This is a genomic window from Oscillibacter sp. PEA192, assembly GCF_003574015.1.
Lineage (GTDB): Bacteria > Bacillota > Clostridia > Oscillospirales > Oscillospiraceae > Oscillibacter > Oscillibacter welbionis.
In genome coordinates, this window is the sequence record NZ_AP018532.1 from 2,576,695 (window position 1) to 2,596,643 (window position 19,949).

The 19,949-nt window shown below is 62.7% G+C and carries 22 protein-coding genes; 9 read left to right on the forward strand and 13 right to left on the reverse strand.

Going from position 1 to position 19,949, the window contains the following annotated elements; translation table 11 throughout:
* Positions 1-87: 87 nt before the first annotated feature.
* From DN611_RS12750 to rarD, 7 genes are all read right to left on the reverse strand, one after another.
* Positions 88-657: a hypothetical protein gene (locus tag DN611_RS12750; protein WP_025544668.1), complete on the reverse strand. Its 570-nt coding sequence runs from the start codon at positions 655-657 to the stop codon at positions 88-90.
* A gap of 79 nt (positions 658-736) precedes the next feature.
* Positions 737-1,681 (reverse strand): 16S rRNA (cytosine(1402)-N(4))-methyltransferase RsmH, encoded by a 945-nt coding sequence (gene rsmH, locus DN611_RS12755; RefSeq protein ID WP_119311563.1) that lies wholly within the window; start codon positions 1,679-1,681, stop codon positions 737-739.
* 6 nt (positions 1,682-1,687) lie between these two features.
* Positions 1,688-2,131: a division/cell wall cluster transcriptional repressor MraZ gene (gene mraZ, locus DN611_RS12760; RefSeq protein WP_021750860.1), complete on the reverse strand. Its 444-nt coding sequence runs from the start codon at positions 2,129-2,131 to the stop codon at positions 1,688-1,690.
* Between the two features lie 381 nt (positions 2,132-2,512).
* Positions 2,513-3,040 carry a hypothetical protein gene (locus DN611_RS12765; RefSeq protein ID WP_025544664.1) on the reverse strand — a complete coding sequence of 176 codons (528 nt, stop codon included), beginning with the start codon at positions 3,038-3,040 and terminating at the stop codon, positions 2,513-2,515.
* A 5-nt stretch (positions 3,041-3,045) separates the two neighbouring features.
* The gene (coaD, locus tag DN611_RS12770) at positions 3,046-3,537 is read right to left on the reverse strand and encodes a pantetheine-phosphate adenylyltransferase (RefSeq protein ID WP_025544663.1); all 492 of its coding nucleotides are present in this window, start codon (positions 3,535-3,537) and stop codon (positions 3,046-3,048) included.
* Between the two features lie 5 nt (positions 3,538-3,542).
* Complete coding sequence (gene rsmD / locus DN611_RS12775) at positions 3,543-4,106, reverse strand: 16S rRNA (guanine(966)-N(2))-methyltransferase RsmD (RefSeq protein ID WP_021750864.1); 564 nt, start codon at positions 4,104-4,106, stop codon at positions 3,543-3,545.
* A complete protein-coding gene (rarD, locus tag DN611_RS12780; RefSeq protein ID WP_119311564.1) occupies positions 4,097-4,996 on the reverse strand; it encodes an EamA family transporter RarD in 900 nt (299 codons plus the stop codon). Before rarD ends, rsmD begins: the two co-directional genes overlap by 10 nt.
* A gap of 261 nt (positions 4,997-5,257) precedes the next feature.
* Here rarD and DN611_RS12785 point away from each other — a divergent pair, with 261 nt between their 5' ends.
* The 3 genes from DN611_RS12785 to DN611_RS12795 all read left to right on the forward strand — a co-directional run bounded on the left by DN611_RS12785 (position 5,258) and on the right by DN611_RS12795 (position 7,855).
* A complete protein-coding gene (locus DN611_RS12785) occupies positions 5,258-5,608 on the forward strand; it encodes an Asp23/Gls24 family envelope stress response protein (RefSeq protein ID WP_021750866.1) in 351 nt (116 codons plus the stop codon).
* Positions 5,609-5,624: 16 nt separating this feature from the next.
* The gene (locus tag DN611_RS12790) at positions 5,625-7,316 is read left to right on the forward strand and encodes a DAK2 domain-containing protein (protein WP_119311565.1); all 1,692 of its coding nucleotides are present in this window, start codon (positions 5,625-5,627) and stop codon (positions 7,314-7,316) included.
* 68 nt (positions 7,317-7,384) lie between these two features.
* The gene (locus DN611_RS12795; RefSeq protein WP_025544659.1) at positions 7,385-7,855 is read left to right on the forward strand and encodes a hypothetical protein; all 471 of its coding nucleotides are present in this window, start codon (positions 7,385-7,387) and stop codon (positions 7,853-7,855) included.
* Between the two features lie 58 nt (positions 7,856-7,913).
* Here the strand turns inward: DN611_RS12795 and DN611_RS12800 are convergent, their stop codons facing one another.
* The gene (locus DN611_RS12800; protein WP_119311566.1) at positions 7,914-8,465 is read right to left on the reverse strand and encodes a helix-turn-helix domain-containing protein; all 552 of its coding nucleotides are present in this window, start codon (positions 8,463-8,465) and stop codon (positions 7,914-7,916) included.
* Between the two features lie 162 nt (positions 8,466-8,627).
* Here DN611_RS12800 and DN611_RS12805 point away from each other — a divergent pair, with 162 nt between their 5' ends.
* Complete coding sequence (locus DN611_RS12805) at positions 8,628-9,128, forward strand: GNAT family N-acetyltransferase (protein ID WP_025544657.1); 501 nt, start codon at positions 8,628-8,630, stop codon at positions 9,126-9,128.
* 76 nt (positions 9,129-9,204) lie between these two features.
* Here DN611_RS12805 and DN611_RS12810 read toward each other — a convergent pair whose 3' ends face one another.
* The 3 genes from DN611_RS12810 to DN611_RS12820 all read right to left on the reverse strand — a co-directional run bounded on the left by DN611_RS12810 (position 9,205) and on the right by DN611_RS12820 (position 11,244).
* Positions 9,205-9,789 carry a hypothetical protein gene (locus DN611_RS12810; protein ID WP_021750871.1) on the reverse strand — a complete coding sequence of 195 codons (585 nt, stop codon included), beginning with the start codon at positions 9,787-9,789 and terminating at the stop codon, positions 9,205-9,207.
* Positions 9,790-9,814: 25 nt separating this feature from the next.
* A complete protein-coding gene (locus tag DN611_RS12815) occupies positions 9,815-10,504 on the reverse strand; it encodes a DUF2461 domain-containing protein (protein WP_021750872.1) in 690 nt (229 codons plus the stop codon).
* 107 nt (positions 10,505-10,611) lie between these two features.
* Positions 10,612-11,244: a ferritin-like domain-containing protein gene (locus DN611_RS12820; RefSeq protein ID WP_119311567.1), complete on the reverse strand. Its 633-nt coding sequence runs from the start codon at positions 11,242-11,244 to the stop codon at positions 10,612-10,614.
* Between the two features lie 196 nt (positions 11,245-11,440).
* Here DN611_RS12820 and DN611_RS12825 point away from each other — a divergent pair, with 196 nt between their 5' ends.
* From DN611_RS12825 to DN611_RS12840, 4 genes are all read left to right on the forward strand, one after another.
* The gene (locus DN611_RS12825) at positions 11,441-12,181 is read left to right on the forward strand and encodes an ABC transporter ATP-binding protein (RefSeq protein WP_021750875.1); all 741 of its coding nucleotides are present in this window, start codon (positions 11,441-11,443) and stop codon (positions 12,179-12,181) included.
* Positions 12,178-13,104, forward strand: coding sequence for a SufB/SufD family protein (locus tag DN611_RS12830; protein WP_021750876.1), 927 nt, complete (start codon positions 12,178-12,180; stop codon positions 13,102-13,104). Before DN611_RS12825 ends, DN611_RS12830 begins: the two co-directional genes overlap by 4 nt.
* Before the next feature lie 808 nt (positions 13,105-13,912).
* A complete protein-coding gene (locus tag DN611_RS12835; protein WP_021749601.1) occupies positions 13,913-14,407 on the forward strand; it encodes an RNA polymerase sigma factor in 495 nt (164 codons plus the stop codon).
* On the forward strand, positions 14,391-15,509 hold the full coding sequence (locus DN611_RS12840) for a DUF4825 domain-containing protein (RefSeq protein WP_119311568.1): 1,119 nt from the start codon (positions 14,391-14,393) through the stop codon (positions 15,507-15,509). Before DN611_RS12835 ends, DN611_RS12840 begins: the two co-directional genes overlap by 17 nt.
* Positions 15,510-15,574: 65 nt before the next feature.
* On the opposite strand, the gene DN611_RS12845 is transcribed toward DN611_RS12840, so the two are convergent.
* Positions 15,575-18,019: a phosphoketolase family protein gene (locus DN611_RS12845; RefSeq protein WP_051319967.1), complete on the reverse strand. Its 2,445-nt coding sequence runs from the start codon at positions 18,017-18,019 to the stop codon at positions 15,575-15,577.
* A 194-nt stretch (positions 18,020-18,213) separates the two neighbouring features.
* Between DN611_RS12845 and DN611_RS12850 the strand changes: the two genes are divergently transcribed.
* Positions 18,214-18,729 carry a M48 family metallopeptidase gene (locus tag DN611_RS12850; protein ID WP_021749604.1) on the forward strand — a complete coding sequence of 172 codons (516 nt, stop codon included), beginning with the start codon at positions 18,214-18,216 and terminating at the stop codon, positions 18,727-18,729.
* A gap of 58 nt (positions 18,730-18,787) precedes the next feature.
* On the opposite strand, the gene DN611_RS12855 is transcribed toward DN611_RS12850, so the two are convergent.
* On the reverse strand, positions 18,788-19,903 hold the full coding sequence (locus tag DN611_RS12855; protein ID WP_119311569.1) for an SLC13 family permease: 1,116 nt from the start codon (positions 19,901-19,903) through the stop codon (positions 18,788-18,790).
* Positions 19,904-19,949 lie beyond the last annotated feature (46 nt).

Here is a 19,949-nt window from a genome sequence, read left to right on the forward strand (position 1 = left end):
CTTCCCCCGTCCATACGCAATACCAAAGCAAGGAGTAAGAAGGCCCCCTTCTTACTCCCCACCGTTCGCTTCATTATAGTGCGGCCGTCACTCGAAATATTCCACCACGGCGTAGATCCCGTGGTTCAGCGAGGTCAGCAAACGGCTGAGCAGATTGGACTCCTCCTGCTGATAGACCACGGCACTGTCGCCCTCCGACAGATCGATGTAATAGATCTGGCTGCTGCTGGGCTTGCTCATGCCCGCCGCCTCCGCCACCTCTTTCACGGTGGCCAGGTCAAACATCTGCTCGTGCTGGGCGGTGAGTGTGACGTTCTCCGTCTGCAGCTCCTCCAGCTGGTTCTGGAGGGACACCACCTCGTCGGAGATGATCGTCAGCTGGATGTAGCCCATCAGCACCATCACTGCAAGGCCGATGGCCGCGCCCACGCCCAAAACGGAGAGGACGGACACCTTCTGCCGCTGGCGTACCTGCGCCTTGGAGAGGCTCCGCACCCGGGGCTTCGCCTTGGGGACGGCCTCTACCGCCGTCTGGTGACGGGGAGCCTCTCCGGCGTGCCGAAGAGCGCGCTCCCGGACTTCCCGGTCCAGGTCGTACGCCAAGTCCCCATATACCGCGCTGCGGCTGTTGTACCGCAGTTCCCGCGCTGCTGCCAAAGAAGGTCCCTCCTTTTGCTCCGCCATACCGGCACGGAGCCGTTCTCACACACATTAACACCGGATGGTCCCGGTGTGGTCAAAGGTCAAAGCCGCACTTTTCCGCCACCCGCAGCTTGGCGCTGCGGGCCCTTGGATTCTCCTCCAGCTCCGCGCCGCCCGCCGTGACGGGCTTGCGGGTCACCAGCCGCACCTGGGGCTTTTTGCCGCACACGCACACCGGAAACTCCGGCGGGCAGACGCATCCCCGGGCCAGCTCCGCCAGCGTCCGCTTGACGATCCGGTCCTCCAGAGAGTGGAAGGTGATGACGGCCAGGCGACCGCCGGGGTTCAGCCCGTCCACCGCCGCCCGCAGCATGGGGGGCAGGGCATCCAGTTCACCGTTGACCGCGATCCGGATGGCCTGAAAGCTCCGCTTGGCCGGGTGCTGCTTCTCCCGCAGAGCTGCGGGAGGCATGGCGCTCTTGATGATCTCCACCAGCTCCAGGGTGGTCTTCACAGGCGCGGTCTCCCGCGCCCGGACGATGGCTCTCGCGATGGCGGGGGCGTACCGCTCCTCGCCGTATTCAAACAGGATGCGCCGCAGCTCCTCCTGGCTCCAGGTGTTCACGATGTCCGCGGCGCTCAGGGGGGCGGAGGTGTCCATCCGCATGTCCAGCGGGGCGTCCTGCATATAGGAGAAGCCCCGTGAGGCGTCGTCCAGCTGGGGAGAGGACACGCCCAAGTCAAAGAGCATCCCGTCGGCGCCGCTGACACCGCACCGGGACAGGACCTCCTTCAATTCCGAAAAGTTGCTGTGGATCAGCGTCACCCGGGCCAGCCAGGGGGCCAGACGGTCCTGCGCCGCGTCGATGGCGGCCTGGTCCCGGTCGATGCAGATGAGCCGCCCGGTGGTCAGCCGACCGGCGATCTCCCGAGAGTGTCCGGCTCGTCCCAGGGTGCCGTCCACATAGATCCCATCGGGGCGGATGTTCAGTGCTTGGATGCAGGCGTCCAGCAGAACAGGCTTGTGCGTGTATTCCATCGGCACTCACCCGCGGCTGCGCCGGACACGGGCCAGGGCGTCCATGGCCGCGGCCATATCGTCGCTCTCCAGCATCCGCTGCTCCCGCTCCGTCCAGGTCTTCTCGTCCCAGATCTCGGCGAAGGAATTCAATCCCACGATGGTGGCGGTCTTTTTCAGTCCCGCGTGGGCCCGAAGGCTGGCAGGGATCAGCACCCGCCCCTGGGCGTCCGGCTCACACTGGACGGCGTTGGCGTATAGCAGCGTCAGCGCCCGGGCCTCTGTATAGGAGAGGTCGTCCATCTCCTCGGACATCTGGTCCCACTTGGCCTGAGGGTAAATGGTCAGGCAGTGCTCCGCGCCGATGGTAATGTAGAACGTGTCGCCCAGGGCCTCCCGCATGGCGGAGGGGATCACCAGACGGCCCTTGGAGTCGATGCTGTTGTTGGATTTTCCCAACAGCCTGGCCACGGTTGATCCCCCCTTTCCCGCGTTTTTTGGGTCTGGATGGGGTCTCTTTGGCACTTAATCTCTACTTTTACCCACTTTTCCCCACCACATGCTCTGAGTATAAGCGAAATTGGCCGGGATTGCAAGCAGTTTTTTCCGGGAAAACCGCCGCTAAGAACGCCAAATTATGGCATTTTTCGGCCAAAATCGCCATTTTAAAACAGATGTTCGACATCTCTTTGACAAGTTTACGTAAAATAAAAAACACCCCATGACGCAAGAACTTGTGCCATGGGGTGCTTTTTTTCATTTTCTCCGCAACATCTAGAGTATTCCAAAAAAGTTTCGCCAAATCCTTTGGCGTTTTTCACAAATTTTTAAGATTACGGTTGACCTGCGGCATCACTCCTCGCCGCCATCCTCCTGGGGCGGGGTCCTGCCGTCCAGCTTGTCCCGCTGCTCCTGCATTTTGGCAGCGGAGGCACTGCGGAACCGCACCCGCTGCTGCTTCACCTCATCCAGCGCCATCTGCACCGCCTCCTCCGTGCGGGCCAGGGCGTCCTCGGCATACTCATTGGTCACCTGGTACAACTGGCGGCAGCGCTCCTCCGCCCGGGCCACCATCTGGCGGGCCTTCTCCTTGGCCGCATAGAGCACCTCGCTGTCGGACACCTTGGTCTTGGCATCCAGCTCCGCCTGACGCATCATCCGGTCCACGTCCCGTTTGGCATCCTCCACAAACTTGTCCCGGGCGGAGAGCAGCTCCTGGGCGCGCTTGATCTCCACCGGCAGCTGGGCCCGCAGCTCGTCCAGCAGATCCAGCAGCTCGTCCCGGTCCACCATGCTCATATTGGGTTTCAGGGCCGGGGACTTGGCGTCCTCGATCCGCTCGTACAGCATATCGATCAAACGGTTCACATCATTTGCCATGGGACTCATCCTTCCTTCTTTTCCGTCATCTCCCGCACCAGAGGCACGATGGACGCGGGCAAATAGTTTTCAAGCGGCTGGTGATAGCGGATCATCTCCCGAGCCATGGAGGAGCTGAAGTGCTGATATGCCGCGCTGGCAGGCAGTAGCAGCGTTTCCAGCTCCGGATGGATCCCCCGGTTGATGAGAGCCATCTGATATTCCACGTCAAAGTCCGTGGTGTTGCGCACGCCCCGGACGATGGCGGAGGCATGGTGCCGCACCGCGAAATCCGCCAGCAGGCCCGGCCACAGCTCCGCCTCCACATTGGGCAGGTCCGCCACCGCCGTCCGCACCAGCTGGAGCTTCTGCTCCGGTGTGAACATCTGGTTTCGCTTTTCAGCGTTGGGGCTGACACAGACACAGACCCGGTCAAAGCAGGCAGCCGCCCGCCGGATGATATCCAAATGCCCCAGGGTGATGGGGTCGAAAGAGCCGGAGCAAATCGCTGTTCTCATGGGGGTCATTCCTCGTTTTCTCGGTCTCCGCCCCGGCGGATCAGCGTCAGGGCGATCCTGCCGTAACGGTAGGTGCGGCGCACCCGGTAGGGCGCCGCAGGCGCCGGAAGGCTCCGGTCCGCCGGGTGTTCTGCCACAATTATACCATGGGGATTGAGAATGTCAAACGCTGTCAGATGGGCGACGGCGGGCTCCAGCAGCCCCGCCTCATAGGGAGGGTCCAGAAACACGATGTCAAACCGCTCCCGCAGTGACCGCAGAAACTCCATGGAGTCCCCCGCCACTACCCGGGCCCGGTCCTGGAGCTCCGTCAGCTTCAAATTCTCCCGAATCAGCTTCACGGCGTCGGCCCGCCGGTCCACGAACACGGCAGAGGCGGCACCCCGGCTGAGGCACTCGATGCCCAGCTGGCCGGTTCCGGCGAACAGGTCCAGCACCCGGCGCCCCTCGATGTCGAACTGCAGGGCGCTGAAGAGCCCCTCCTTCACCCGGTCGGTGGTGGGGCGGGTCTCCGTCCCTTCCAGCTCCTTCAGCCGGCGGCCGCGGGCAGTGCCGGTAATCACACGCATGGTTTTTCCTCCTCTCGGTGCCTCCGGTTCTCGCGGGCGCCGGAGATCAGGTACAGGATCAGCCCCGTCCAGACGAAGCCGAACAAAATGGCGTGGGTGGCGGTGAATGCCTCTCCATACAGCGCCACGGACAGCAGCAGCTGCATGGTGGGGTTGATATACATCAGAATGCCGGAGAGGGTCATTGGCGTGGTTTTCATGCCGGCGGCGAAGAACATCAGCGGCACAGTGGTCACCACGCCGGACACCGGCAGCAGCAGCCACTGCCAACCAGAGAGGACCCCGGCGGCGCCGGTGCCGTGGGCCTCCATCCAGAAGATCAGCACCAGGGCAAAGGGCGCCAGGGTCAGCGTCTCCACAAAGGTGGAGACCGCCGCGTCGGAACGGACCTGCTTCTTCAGCGCCCCGTAAACAGCAAAGCTGCCGCCGATCACCAGGGCGATCCAGGGGATCTGCCGGTAGCGGATGACAGTGATTACCAGTCCCGCGAAGGTCACCGCCACCGCCAGCCACTGGAGCTTTGTCAGCCGCTCCCGGAACAGGACCGTCCCCAACAGGATCGCCAGGATGGGATTCATATAGTAGGCGAGGCTGGAGTCGATCATGTGCCCGTTGGCCACCGCCCAGATGTAGACGCCCCAGTTGACGCAGACCACGCAGCCCGCAGCGGCCAGCAGCCCCCACTCCCTCCGGTCCCGGAACGCGGCCCGCACACCGGCCAGCCGGTCCCGCCGCAGCAGCAGGATGCCTCCGGTGAGCACCATGGACCACACGATGCGGCTGGCCAGCACATACAGGGAATCCACCTGGGCCAGCAGCTTCCAGAAGATGGGCAGCAGGCCCCAGATGACATAGCAGGTCAGCACATACAGCGGGCCCTTGTTTTTCATTGGGTCGCTCTCCTTTCCCCTCCAGCCTTCACCTCTGTGGCCTTCAGTTTCTGAAAAATCCCGTGATTTGTCTATTTTACGGCAAGCCGCGGAAGATTTCAATAGCTTTCCGCGCCGGAGCCGGGTCTTTTTTAGACTTGTACTTTCACGGGGAATCGTATATAATAAGGTTCTCAAAGTACAGGCTGTGGACAGCCGCTGTCCAGAGCAGGCGGCCCGCCGCCCTTCGTGCCAAACTCCTGGGAAAGAAAGGACGTTCTCATGATTCAATTCAAGTCTGACCACGGCGATATCACCGTCAGCAGCGCCGTCTTCTCCAACATCACCGGCATGGCGGCCACCAACTGCTTCGGCGTCAAGGGCATGGCCTACCGCTCCATGACGGACGGCCTGGTGCATCTGTTGCGCCGGGAGGCCATGAGCAAGGGCGTCAGCATCACTTATCACGACGACAACTCCATCTCCATCGAGCTCCACATCATCGTGGAAAACGGCGTCAATCTCCCCGCGGTCTGCCGCTCCATCATGAATGAAGTGCGCTATGTCGTCACCCGGAACACCGGCGTCACCGTCAAGGACGTGGACGTGTGCGTGGATTCCATGACCCTGTGAGGGAGGAACGAGACAGATGAACGAACAAATCACCGGCGCACTGTTCAAGCGGATGGTGCTCCACGGCGCAGCCGTCATCACGGCCCAGAAGCAGGCCATCAACGACCTGAACGTCTTTCCCGTGCCCGACGGCGACACGGGCACCAATATGTCCATGACCATCGGCACCGCCGTGACGGAGCTGCGCAAGAGCGAGCCCGCCACTGTGGAGCAGGCGGCCTCCGTCACTGCCTCCGCCCTGCTGCGGGGGGCCCGCGGCAATTCCGGCGTCATTCTCTCCCTGCTGTTCCGAGGCCTGTCCAAGGCCCTGAAGGGCCGGGAGACTGCGGACGCCGCCGCTTTCGCCGCCGCCATGCAGGAGGGTGTCTCCGCCGCCTACAAGGCGGTGATGAAGCCCGCCGAGGGCACGGTACTCACCGTCTCCCGTCTTGCCGCCAAGCAGGCGGTGGACACAGCCGCCGCCGGAGAGACGGACCTGGAGCGGGTCCTGGAGGACGCCATCCGAGTGGGCTATGCCGCCCTGGCCCAGACCACCGAGATGAACCCGGTGCTGAAAAAGGCCGGCGTGGTGGACGCCGGCGGCAAGGGCTATCTCCTGATCCTGGACGGCATGCTGGCGGAACTGCGGGGCGAGCCCATGCCCGAGACGGAGGCTGGCGAGTCCAGAGAGGAGAAGGCAGACTTCGCCACCATGGCGGCGGAGGACATCACCTTCGCCTTCGACACGGTATTCATCGTCCGCAAGGCCATGGCCGATATCTCGCTGGAGCCGCTGCGGACATATCTCAACAGCATCGGTGACAGTCTGGTGATCGGCGAGGACGACGAGGCCTTTAAGGTCCACGTCCACACCAACATCCCCGGCAACGCCCTGAACGAGGCCCAGAAATACGGTACCCTGGAGCTGGCCAAGATCGAGAACATGCGGACCCAGGCGGACGACCTGGCCGCGGGCAAGCACGTCCAGAGCACCGATGACCTGGACGCGGTGGAGGCGGAGCTGGAGTCCGTCCCCGCGGAAGAAACGCCCGCCGTGGCGGCGCCGGAGAAGCCCTACGGCTTTCTGGCGGTGTGTGCTGGGGACGGCCTGGCCGCCGTGTTCCGGGACCTGGGGGCCGACGGTGTGGTGTCCGGTGGGCAGACCATGAACCCCTCCACCGAGAGTATTCTGGAGGGCGTGAACAAGATCCCGGCGGAGACGGTGTTCGTCCTGCCCAACAACGGCAACATTATTATGGCAGCCCAGCAGTGTGCCGCCCTGACGGAGAAGCAGGTGGTGGTGATCCCCACCAAGACCGTGCCCCAGGGCATCACCGCCATGATGAACGTGGATTTCGACGCGCCGGATGCCCAGACCATTACTGACGCCATGACGGGAAGCCTCAGCTCCGTCACCACGGCCCAGATCACATACGCCGCCCGGGACTCCGACTTCGACGGCTTCGCCATCAAGGAGGGCGATTATCTGGCCCTGGAGGAAGGCAAGCTCTTCGACACGGACGATTCCCTTGACACGCTGCTCCACAAGCTGGCGGAGGACGCCGCCGGGCGGGAGGCCTCCTTCATCTCCCTGTACTTCGGCGAGGATGTGCAGGAGGCGGACGCTCAGAAGGCCGGGGCCCTGTTTGAAGAGGTGTGTCCCGGTGCGGAGGTGGCGGTCCTCTCCGGCGGACAGCCTGTGTACTATTATATTATCAGCATGGAATAAAGCATCAGGAGGTGTTTCTGTTTCTTTCAAGCAGAGACACCTCTTGCTTTTTGAAAAGGAGGCGCCCTATGAAGACCTGGAAGCTTCTGCTGCTGGCCCTGGTGCCCGGCCTGTGGGGCTGGCTGTGCAACTGGCTCACCGCCCTGTCCCTGAACGGCCCTGCCTTCCTGTTTACACTGGCCTTTTATATCCAGGTGCCTGCAGCCATCGTGTTCTGCCTCTGGCTGGGGCATCTGTGCGGCCGCTCCGAAAGGAGCTACCCCGCCTGCCTGCTGCTGACCCAGTGGCCCAGTCTGGTGAGCTTTGCCCTGTACGTGTGGCAGTTCCACTTTGTCTCCAGTGAGGCCCGGAGCTTCCTGCTGGCGGGGCTGGGGCAGTACCCCGGCCTCCCGCTGTTTTCTCTGGCCTGCCGGCTGGTGATCCCCTTTTCCAATCACAGCTGGGGCCCGCCGGAAACCTTGGCGGCCAATGCGCTCTCCCTGCTGATGCTGGCGGTGCTGTTCTCCCTGGGCTTCCTATGGGGCCGGCGGAGGCGGTGACCCGGCCCCCTCTCCTGAAAAATGCCCCAGCCCGGGCCTGACGGCCCGGGCTGGTTCTTTAATGCCTGTACCAGATCAGCATACTGAGTTGAGTCTCCTCCGTCCCCGGGTTCCGGTAGCGGTGGGGCTGGTCCGCCGGGAAGCGCAGGGAGTCGCCGGTCCGGAGCCGGTAGGTCTCCCCCGGCAGGCCGATCTCCGCCTCCCCGGCGAAGACGGTCACATACTCCTCCGTCCCCGGCAGATGGGGCTGGGCCTCCAGTGCGCCGCCGGGGAGCATCACGATCCGATAGGTCTCGAACCCCCGCTCCCCGTCAAAGGGGAAGGCCGGGCAGTTCCGGTACCTCCCCCCATCCTCCTCCAGAATCGGCGCGTCATCGCCCCGCAGCAGCACCGGCCGCTCCCGGGCCGGCTCCACCAGCGAGGTGAAAGACACCTTGTAACCGTTGGCGATCTTCCACACCATGGAGATGGTGGGGTTCACGTCCCCCTTCTCGATCTGGGCCAGCATACTGCGGGACACCCCCGTCAGACGGGCGGCCTCGTCCAGAGTCAGCCGCTTCTCCTCCCGGAGCCGCCGGGCGTTCTCCGACACCACTGCGTTGATCTCCAAACGTTTCTCCCCTCTCTATTGACAAGATATTAGATGAATCATATAATATACAGGAAATCCAGTATCTTGAAAAAATTCCATTGGATATTGTACTGCACCCGGAAACGGTCCGTCAAGAGCGGTGCGGTAGTTTCCCGGCGCGGCACCAAAAGGAGGAGTCGTATGCGCAGACTGAGAGCCGCCGCACTTTCCGAGGTGGAGCTGGCTATGGACATCATCAACCAGGCCAAGGCCCACCTGCGGGCACAGGGGATCGACCAGTGGCAGACGGGCTATCCGGACCGGGACTGCCTGGAACGGGACGTCCGAACGGGAAAAGGGTATTTTCTGGAGGAGGACGGCATCCCTCTAGGCTACCTCTGCGTCGATTTCGACGGAGAACCGGCCTACGACCATCTGAACGGCACCTGGGCCCGGGAGGAGCCCTATGTAGTGGTACACCGCCTGGCCCTATCCGACGCGGCCCGGGGCCGGGGCGCCGCCGGTACGGCCTTCCAGCTGGTGGAGGACCTATGCCGGGATCGGGGGGTCCGGGAATTTCGGGTGGACACAGACGCGGGAAATCATAAAATGCAGCATATCCTGGCCAAGCAGGGGTTTCAGTACCGGGGCACCATCCGGTTCGACAACAGTGAGAAAATCGCCTATGAAAAGCGCCTCTGACCGCCCTCCCCCCCCCGCTGAATCAGGAACAGCCGGCCCCCACCAGGGCCGGCTGTTCTCAGTTTTCCATACAGGGTTACAGGGCCGCCATCTGGGCCGCCACGCTCTCCTCGCAGCTCCGCTGAGCCTGGAGGGTTTTTTCCATCAGCTCTTCCAGCGTCCACCCCAGCCGCTCGGCCCCGGTCTTGATGACGTCCCGGGAGCAGCCGGCGGCGAACTTCTTGTCCTTGAACTTCTTCTTCAGGGAGCTGACCTCCATGTCCTGGCAGCTCTTGCTGGGGCGCATCAGCGCCGCCGCGCCGATGAGGCCCGTCAGCTCGTCCGCGGCAAAGAGGACCTTCTCCATCTCCTCCGTGGGCTCCACGTCAGAGCACAGGCCGTATCCGTGGCTGCATACGGCGTGGATGAGCTCGTCGCTGCAGCCGATCTCCGCCAGCAGCTCCGGAGCCTTTTTGCAGTGCGCCTCCGGCCACTTCTCAAAGTCCACATCGTGGAGCAGGCCCACGGCGGCCCAGAAATCCGCGTCCTCGCCGTAACCCAGCTCCTGAGCGTACCAGCGCATGACGCCCTCCACCGTCAGGCCGTGCTGGATATGGAAGGGCTCGGCATTGTACTTGCGCAGCAGCGCCAGGGCCGCGCTTCTCTCGGGACATGCTTTCATCTTTGATCGCTCTCCTTTTGTAAAATCAGACCGGGGCAGCATCCCGGGGATCCGGGTCGCCCTCCAGGGTGACGAAGTAGTCGTAATAGGGCAGCAGGAAGGTGAAGTCCTGTCTCAGGCGCTCCACGATGTCCCGGCTGAACAGCTCGTCCGTCAGCTTGTCATTGTGACAGATGGTGAAGCTCCTGGCCCGGTACCAGGGCTCCAGCAGTTTGGAAGGGGCCGGGGCCCTGGGGCGCTTGTAGTCCTCCGTCTCCAGGACAAGTTCCTTCTGGCGGTTCAGCTTCCGCATCAGCTTCTCCATGGCGGCGGGGTCCCGGTCGATCCGGGCCCGCAGCTTGGCCATCGTCAGCGGCTTGGGCATATAATACCCCATGCCGCAGGTCCACCCCTCCGGCATCAGCTCGAACCAGAAGGTGGGGTGGGCCGTCCACTCCTCCGAGGGCTGCTCGATAGAGAACCACAGGCTCTCCTTATAAGGCCCCCGGCCGTGGAGCCGCCGGACGTCCCGGTAGATCCGGGTCACCTTGCGGATGAGCCCCAGATCCGGCCGCTTGGCGGCGATGTAGTCATAGAGCTCGTCCCCCAGCTCCCGCATGGGCTGATAAAAGTGCGTCAGATAAATCTCCTTGTGAGCTTCAAACCAGGCCCGCTCGTTGTTGAAGCGGATGCCCCACATAAAGTCCACAGTCTCGTCTGTAAAGCCGGTAAACATCCCGTTCCTCCCGCTGGATTTCAAAATTTAAGATTTAGTATAACACATTTTCCGGCCATGGAAAAGAGGGGAACGGCGTTTTTTCGGCGCCCTTCCCCTCTTTCCGCTCACAGCGCCCGCTCCAGCAGGGCCATCAGCTGGTCCGCCTGACGGTAGGATTCCTCTCCCAGCTCCTTCAGCAGCCGCCCCAGGCAGGGGTCTGTGGTCTCCTCCCCCGCCCGCAGGTAGTTCATGCCGTTGCAGGCCTCCACATGGTACCGCTCCCGCAGGGCGGGGCACCAGCTATCTATGGAAATCCGTCCGCTGGCCACCGCCGGGCGGTAGCAGTTCCCAGTGATGAGGTAGTAGGCCGTCATCAGCCGCCGGGCAGCTGCGCCCGACGCGTTTGCCAAATCCCGCATCGTCCCCCGGGCGAAAGCCGGTGCCCGCCGGGCGAATGCCTGATAGGTCCGCCTATCTGCCAGCTCCACTTCGATGAACCCTTCGATCACTCCCAGTTCCTCCTGCGCCATGGTGCCCATGCAGCAGGGGTTCTCCTCCGCACCGGGCAGGTGCTCCAAGTCCTCACCGGCCGGCGGCTGGGAAGCCCGCGGTGCGGCACCAGAGGCCAGGGGCGCCATCGCGGGCACCGCCGGCTCCCGCAGGTCGGGATAGGGCTCCAGGTTGGGGGCCACCCGCCGCCAGATCTGGTCGTATTTCCGGAAGTCATAGGTCTCCGGAGTATGTATGGTCTGTTCCATCCAGGTCCCTCCTTTTCTCCCCAGTGTATGCGCTTGGGAAAAAACGGTTCCTGTTGCAAAAATCACACGTATGAAATTCGCCCCAGGGTTAAAATATCATAGGACGAGAGTTCCCTTTTTCATTGCTTTTTCCCGTTGTTTCTGTTAAAATAGGGAAACTGCGAGGATTGATGCCAGCAAAGGAGGTTCCGATTGTATGCTGGAATTGAAACATATCAGCTACGCCGTCCGGGAGGGCGACAGTGAGCTGGGGATCTTAAACGACATCTCCCTGACCATCGACGACCACCGACTGGTGGTGTTCACCGGTCCCAACGGCGGCGGCAAGACCACCCTGGCCAAGATCATCATGGGTCTGGTGAAGCCCACCGGCGGCCAGATTCTGTGGAACGGTCAGGATATCACGGACCTGGGAATCACGGAGCGGGCCCGTCTGGGCATCAGCTACGGCTTCCAGCAGCCCCCCCGGTTCAAGGGGCTGACGGTCCGCAACCTGCTGACCATCGCCTCCGGGAATGAGAAGCTGTCCAAGGACCAGTGCTGCCAGTACCTGACGAAGGTGGGCCTGTGCGCCAATGACTATCTGGACCGGGAGGTGGACGCCTCCCTCTCCGGCGGCGAGGTGAAGCGCATCGAGATTGCCACCATCCTGGCCCGCAGCAGCCAGCTGATGATCTTCGACGAGCCGGAGGCGGGCATCGACCTGTGGAGCTTCGCCCGGCTGACAGAGACGTTTGAACAGATCCACGCCAGCGGCACCGCGACCATGATTATCATCTCCCACCAGGAGCGGATCATCTCCTTGGCAGACGAGATCATCGTGGTGGGCGACGGGGAGCTGCGCCACCGGGGCACACCTGAGGAGATCCTGCCCCAGATCCTGGCGGACACCCTGTCCGGGTGCCCGGTGCTGACGAAAGAAGGTGCTGCTGTATGATGGACACACAGGTGGACCGGGAGCTGCTGGAGAAGATCGCGGACCTGATCGGTAAGCCCGTGGGGGCCTTCAACATTCGTAAGGACTGCGGCTGTGACGGCCGGGTGTCCACGGAGCACATCAAGATCGACGACCGGACCGACGGCCACGCCGGCATCGACATCCGGATTCTGGACGGGACCAAGGGCGAGACCTGCCACATCCCCGTCATCATCACCAAGTCCGGTGTGGAAGAGACGGTGTACAACGACTTCTACATCGGCGAGGACTGCGATGTGGAGATCGTGGCCGGCTGCGGCATCCACAACTGCGGCGACCAGGAGTCCCGCCACGACGGCATCCACACCTTCCATGTGGGCAAAAACTCCCATGTCCACTACTCGGAAAAGCACTACGCTGAGGGGGACGGCAGGGGCGAGAAGATCATGAACCCCCAGACCATCGTGTATCTGGAGGAGGGCGCCTCCATCCAGATGGACACGGTGCAGATCCGGGGCGTGGACTCCACCAAGCGGTACACCAAGATCGTCTGCGGCAAGGGGGCCGAGGCCGTCATCACAGAGCGGCTGCTGACCCACGGCCGCCAGGTGGCGGACAGCGACATGGTCATCGAGCTGAACGGTGAGGACGCCAAGGGCCGGGTCATCTCCCGGTCTGTGGCCCAGGACGAGTCCTCCCAGGTGTTCCGCCCCTGCGTGGTGGGCAACGCCAAGTGCTTCGGCCATGTGCAGTGCGACTCCATTATTATGGGACAGGCCAAGATCAGCTCCGTGCCGGAGATCGCCGCCAACGACACCGAGGCCCAGCTGATCCACGAGGCCGCCATCGGCAAGATCGCCGGGGACCAGCTGCTGAAGCTGGAGACCCTGGGCCTCACCGAGGAGGAAGCGGAGGACCGGATCCTCAAGGGATTTTTGGCATAAAGACAGACCGTGGGGCGGCTGGCCGGAGGGCCGGCCGCCTTTTTTTGCTTCCCCGCCCCCAGAGAGGGGGCTTTCTTCTGGAGGCGCCGCAGGGGCGGCAATCTGCCGCCCGGGTGAATTCAGCCATGAGGATGGCTGGGCAATGCGCCCCCCATTTTCTTTTCGGTCTTGCCGAAAAGAAAACGGGCCGCGCCCGGTCCAAAAGAAAAGGCCGCTTTTAGCGCACGCCGGCGCATTCGCGCCTCTGTGCTGACGGGGTCGGCGTATCGGTACAAGCGCCGATTTGGGCTTGCCTTCGGGCACGCTATCATCTTCTGCGAGGTCGTGACTGCTGTCCCGTGGCGGATGGTGCCGACAGCGTCAGGGTGCAAGGATGCATTCGACCAGCTTCTCTTTCCGCGCCTTCCGCTTCGCTAGGCGCTGCCTGGTTCTTCGCGGGAGCGTGAGCGGCAGCGGGGAGAGGGGCAGGGGGGTATCCCTGTACCTCCCCGGGCTGGAGGTTTCCCCAAGGGCGGCGCGTTTCCGTCTCTGACTGCCGCAAGGGACTGCCAACCTTCCCCCGCCGGCGGCAGGAGGGCTGCGCCTGCGCAGGCCGACCCGCCGAACATGTTTTCTTTTCCACCGGGCGCGGCGCATTTTCTTTTTGATGTCTCAAAAAGAAAATGGGGCGCGCATCCCCTGCGGGAGCGGAATCCCCCGCGGCCGCCGTTCGGCGGCCCATCCCTCTCCCTGCCGGGATAGAGAATTTTTTTCAAATCCGTGTAACGAATCCCCCGCCAGCCGGACATACCTGACAGAGAGGAGGGAGATGCCCTTGGCCAACATGGAAGAAATTTACCAGGCCCATGCCAGGACCGTCTATAAATTTCTCCTCTCCCAGTGCCATGACGCCGACCTGGCGGAGGAGCTGACCCAGGAGACCTTCTACCAGGCCGTCCGGTCCATCGACCGGTTCAACGGCTCCTGCAAGGTGTCCGTCTGGCTGTGCCAGATCGCCAAGCACCTGTGGTACCAGCACCTGCGGAAACGAAAACCGGAGGAGCCCCTGCCGGAGGACGGCCTGCCGGGCCCCTCCGCGGAGGAGGACGTGCTCACCCGGCAGGGCCATCTGGACCTGCTGCGGCAGATCCATGCCCTGCCCCCCAGCACCCGGGAGGTGGTGTACCTCCGGGCCTTCGGGGGCCTCAGCTTCCGGGAGATCGGGGACGTGCTGGGACGGACGGAGACCTGGGCCCGGGTGACGTTTTACCGGGGCAAGGAGGCACTGCGGAAAGGAGGAGCAGACCATGAAGAACATTCCTGAATTATCCTGCGCCATTGTGGAGGACCTGCTGCCCACCTATGTGGAGAGGCTGACCTCGGAGGAAACCAACATGGCGGTGGAGGCCCATCTGGCGTCCTGCCCCGCCTGTGCGGCCAAGCGGACCGCCATGGGGGCGAAGGAAACGGAAGCGGCGGGTCAAAACGCCGAAGAGACCGCCCGGGAGGTGGACTATCTGAAAAAGGTGCGGCGCAGGAACCGGCGGAGAGTATGGCTGGCGGTGGCCTGCACCACGCTGGTGCTGGCGGCAGTGATTCTTACAAAAATCTTCATCATTGGCGGGCCGGGACAAGCCAATGATGTGGGGGTTCGCCTCGTGGAAATTGTGGATGGGGACACCCTGTCTGTCAATGTGGACTGCCTGTATGCTGTCAATGCCTTCTACGGCTGGGAACAGGATGAGACAGAAGATGGGGTTGTTTCTTTCACCGCCCGTGAAGCGAGAGCCTCTTTCATTCACCCAAACGATCTAGTAGACCTTCGGGTCCCACTGGAGGGGCTTAAGGAAGTCTGGGTCTGTGGCAGGCTGGTCTGGCAGAACGGCACCACTATTCTTGAATCCACACTGTGGATCTACGACGCCCGCACCCCCTATGTAGGCGACGCCACTGCCGTGGGGAACCTGGTCCATGAGATCGGCCTCTGGCTTTCCAGTATGGAGCTCCCCTATAACTACACCATCAGCCTGCAAACCACCAGCGAGCCCTATGGCCTGACCATTCACTTCGACAGCGTCACCGCTCATGTACTGGGTGTGGAGCGCGACATCGACAAGCGGATGTATGCCATCGCTCCCTCCCTGCTGGCGCTGATCGGCAACCTGGGGCAGGTGCAGTGGACCTACGCCGCCCCGGACGGCACCGCAGTGACCCGCTCTGTGACACTGGAGGAAGTGGACCAGGCCCTGCCGGATTGGATCGAAGCCTACAATCTGGATGCCGGCGCGGATTGGACTGCCCCGGAGAGTGTCAAGGATTACGCCACCTCACCGGCAGCCCTGCAGCAGCTGCTGGACCTGACATGTCACGGCTTCTATGTGGTCACGGAAGAAGATGGAACCACCATTTTCACCCCGCAATTCTAAAACAGCGTCAGAAGTGCCCCGCCTCTTTCGAGGCGGGGCACTTCTACTTTGCTGATAAAAGCGGCTCACTCAATTCCCTTGCCGTTGTTCCACTTCCACTCCCGGATCTCCGGCAGATCCACGCCGTGATCCTTGATATACTGGCGGTGCTCCACCAGCTTGTCGTTCATCCGCTGGACCAGATAGGCCCCCCGGTTACCCAGGGAGTGCAGCCGCTGGACCACGTCGATCACCAGATGGAACCGGTCGATATCATTGAGGACCCGCATGTCGAAGGGCGTGGTGATGGTGCCCTCCTCCTTGTAGCCACGGACGTGAAGATGCTTGTTGTGCCGGCGGTAGGTCAGCTCATGAATCAGCGTGGGGTAGCCGTGGTAGGCAAAGATGATGGGCCTGTCCTGGGTGAAGAGCATATCGTACTCCATGTCCGTGAGGCCGTGGGGATGCTCCGTGTGGGGCTGGAGCTTCATCAGATCCACCACGTTCACCACCCGGATCTTCAGCTCTGGCAGCTCCTTCCGCAGGATCGTCACCGCCGCCAGCGTCTCCAGAGTGGGCGTGTCGCCGCAGCAGGCCATGACCACGTCCGGCTCCTCCCCCTGGTCGTTGGAGGCCCAGTCCCAGATACCGATGCCCTGGGTGCAGTGCTTCACCGCCTGGTCCATGGTGAGCCACTGGGGGCGGGGATGCTTGCTGGCCACCATGACGTTCACATAGTTCCGGCTCTTGATGCAGTGGTCGAACACGCTCAGCAGGCAGTTGGCGTCCGGGGGCAGATAGATGCGCACCACGTCCGCCTTCTTGTTTGCCACGTGGTCCAGGAAGCCGGGGTCCTGGTGGGTGAAGCCGTTATGGTCCTGCTGCCACACATTGGAGGAGAGGATATAGTTCAAAGAGGCGATATCCTGCCGCCAGGGCAGCTCGTTGCAGGTCTTCAGCCACTTGGCATGCTGGGCGAACATGGAGTCCACGATGCGAATGAATGCCTCGTAGCTGTTGAAGAAGCCGTGGCGGCCGGTGAGCAGGTAGCCCTCCAGCCAGCCCTCGCACATGTGCTCGGACAGCATGGAGTCCATCACCCGACCGTCCGGGTCCAGGTGCTCATCCGGGTCCTCATTCTCGTACCGCTCCCCCAGGAAGCGGCGGCCGGTGACCTCAAACACCGGATGGAGCCGGTTGGAGGCCGTCTCGTCCGGGGCGAAGATGCGGAAATTCCGGGATTCCAGGTTCAGCTTCATCACATCCCGGACGTAGCCGCCCAGCACCAGCATGTCCTGGGCCTCCACCTCGCCGGGGGCGGGAACCTCCACCCCGTAGTCCCGGAAGTCCGGCGTCCGCAGGTCCCGCAGCAGCAGGCCGCCGTTGGCGTGAGGGTTGGCACCCATGCGCCGGTCCCCCTTGGGGGCGAAGGAGCGCAGCAGATCCACCGGCCGTCCCTCCTCGTCGAACAGCTCCTCCGGGTGATAGCTGCGGAGCCACTGCTCCAGGATGGGCAGGTGCTTTTCCGTGTCAGGGCCCATGGAGATGGGTACCTGGTGGGCTCGGAAGCAGTCCTCCACGGGGTTGCCGTCCACCTCCTTGGGGCCGGTCCAGCCCTTGGGGGAGCGGAACACGATCATGGGCCAGCGGGGGCGGGTGGTGTCTCCCGTGGTGCGGGCGTGCTGCTGGATGCGCTTGATCTCCCGGATGGCCCAGTCCAGGGTGGCAGCCATCTGCTGGTGCATCTTCTCCGGCTCACTGCCCTCCACAAAGCGGGGTTCCCAGCCGCAGCCGCGGAAGAACTGCTCCACCTCCTCATGGGAGATCCGGGAGAAGATGGTGGGGTTGGCGATCTTGAAGCCGTTCAAGTGCAGGATGGGCAGCACCGCGCCGTCAGTGATGGGGTTCAGGAATTTGTTGGAGTGCCAAGATGTGGCCAGGGGCCCGGTCTCCGCCTCACCATCGCCCACCACGCAGGCGGCGATGAGATCCGGGTTATCCGCCACAGCGCCGAAGGCGTGGGCCAGAGAATACCCAAGCTCGCCGCCCTCGTTGATGGAGCCAGGTGTCTCCGGCGCCACGTGGCTGGGCACGCCGCCGGGGAAGGAGAACTGCTTGAACAGTTTCCGCATGCCGTCCTCGTCCTGGGTAATGTTGGGATAGACCTCCGTATAGGTGCCGTCCAGCCAGTCCTGGGCCACCATGGCGTTGCCGCCGTGGCCGGGGCCGGAGAGGTAGATCATGTCCAGATCGTCCTTCTGAATGACCCGGTTCAGGTGGGTGTAGATGAAGTTCTGCCCCGGCACGGTGCCCCAGTGGCCCACGATGGTCTGCTTCAGGTCGGAGGCGGCCAGTGGGCGCTTCAGCAGGGGATTGTCCAACAGATACAGCTGGCAGGCGGAGAGGTAGTTGGACGCCCGCCACCAGGCGTCGACCTGTTTCAGCTGCGTCGGCGTCAACGGCGGCTTTTTAGACAGGCGTGTATTGGTTTTAGGCTTTGCTGCAATTGTCTTTTGAGAAGTCCGTGGCATATTATTGCCTCCTTTTTCTTGTTCCTTTCGCAATTAGTATATCTCTTATTCGAAAAAAGGCAAGCGAAATCGAAAATAATTTTATCTTAATTTACAATTATTTCATTTTAGCATTCTTCTTTTAGGCGTTTTACCCTTATTCTATCCCTTCCGCCGCGCTTGCGTTTTTCCGCCGGATGTGCTACTGTAACGGCATGGAAACGTATGAACTCATCCGCTCCGGCCGGAAGACCCTGGCCCTGGAGATCACAAGGGACTGCCGCGTGGTGGTGCGGGCCCCCCGCCGCCTGTCCCAGGCCCGCATCGACGACTTTGTGGCCAGTCACGCCGGCTGGATCGCCCGGCACCTGGAACAGCAGCGCCGCCGGGCTGCCCTGGCCCCCTCCGCCCCCACCCAGGCGGAGATCGGCGCCCTGAAGGAAAAGGCACGGCAGGTCCTGCCGCCGAAAATCGCCTATTACAGTGAGAAAATGGGCCTGTTCCCTACTGGCGTCAGGATCACCTCCGCCCGCACCCGCTACGGCAGCTGCAGCGGAAAGAACAGCCTGTGCTTCTCCTGTTTTCTCATGAACTGTCCGGATGCGGCCATGGACCTGGTGGTGGTCCATGAGCTGTGCCACATCCAAGTGAAAAACCACGGGCCGGATTTCTACGCGCTGCTGGAGCAGGTACTCCCCGACTGGCGGGAGCGGAAGAAGCTGCTGCGATAACGTGTAAAAGCACAAACCGGAGGCATGGCTTGGCCGTGCCTCCGGTTTATGTCTGATATTACGCCCCCACCGACGTGAGCCAGACCGCCGCCAGCAGCACCGCCAGCAGCGCTGCATTCCAGGCGGTAAACACCGCCAGATACCGGGCGGGGCGGGCCCCCGGGGAGCGAAGATACAGCTTGAGCGTGATCAAACTTGCTAGGGATGCTACCGGGGTTCCCAGACCGCCGATATCCACGCCCAGCAGCAGCTCCCTCCAGTTGTCTGTGAAGCCCGACAGCAGCACCGCCGCCGGTACATTGCTGATGATCTGGCTGGTGAGCACGCCGGTCAGCAGGGTGCTGCGCTCCAGCAGACTCTGGAGAAACCCATGAACGGCAGGCAGCCGTCCCAGGTTTCCGGATACCACGAAGAAGCAGATGAAGGTGCACAACAGGCTCACATCCAGCTTCCGCAGCAGAGCAGGTTCCACTGCGGCCAGCGTCCCAAGCACCAGAACCGTCAGCAGACCATAGGGCAGAATGCGGAACACCGTCAGCAGGCACAGCAGGAACAGTGCGCCGTACAGGGCCAACTTCCCGGGCTGCCGCAGGGGCTGCGGGTGCACCGGAGGGATCTGGAGATCCCTGGGCAGGACCGGCAAGGCCGTCGCGGTCAGGCAGGCCAGACTGATCCCCGCCAGGGGCAGCACCACCGGGAAAAAATCCCCGGCAGAGAGTCCATAGGCCCCGTAAAGGTAGAGGTTCTGGGGATTGCCCACCGGCGTGGCCATGCTGCCCAGGTTTGCGGCAATGGTCTGCAGCACCAGCAGCGGCACCGCCGCGGCCCGGCAGTCCATCTGGTCCAGAAGCAGCAGCGCAAAGGGTGCAAAGGTGATAAGAGCGACGTCATTGGTCACGGCCATGGAGCAGAAAAAGGGCAGCAGCACCAGGATCACTGCCAGGGCCCTGGGTCCGGTCCCCCGGGACAGCAGATGGCCGGCCAGCCACCGGAACGCCCCGCAGGACTGGAAGCCCGCCACCACCGCCATCAGGCACAGCAGCAGGCATAGCACCCGCAGGTCGATGTAGCCCAGATAGGCGGCGTCCGGCGGCACCAGGACCATGGTGGCCAGTGCGCAAAGTGCCGCCACGGTCAGCACCACCTCCCGCTTGAAAAATGCCAACAGTCTCATTTCCGTCCCTCCAAAGGCTGACAAAATCCGCGTTTCACCATATCAC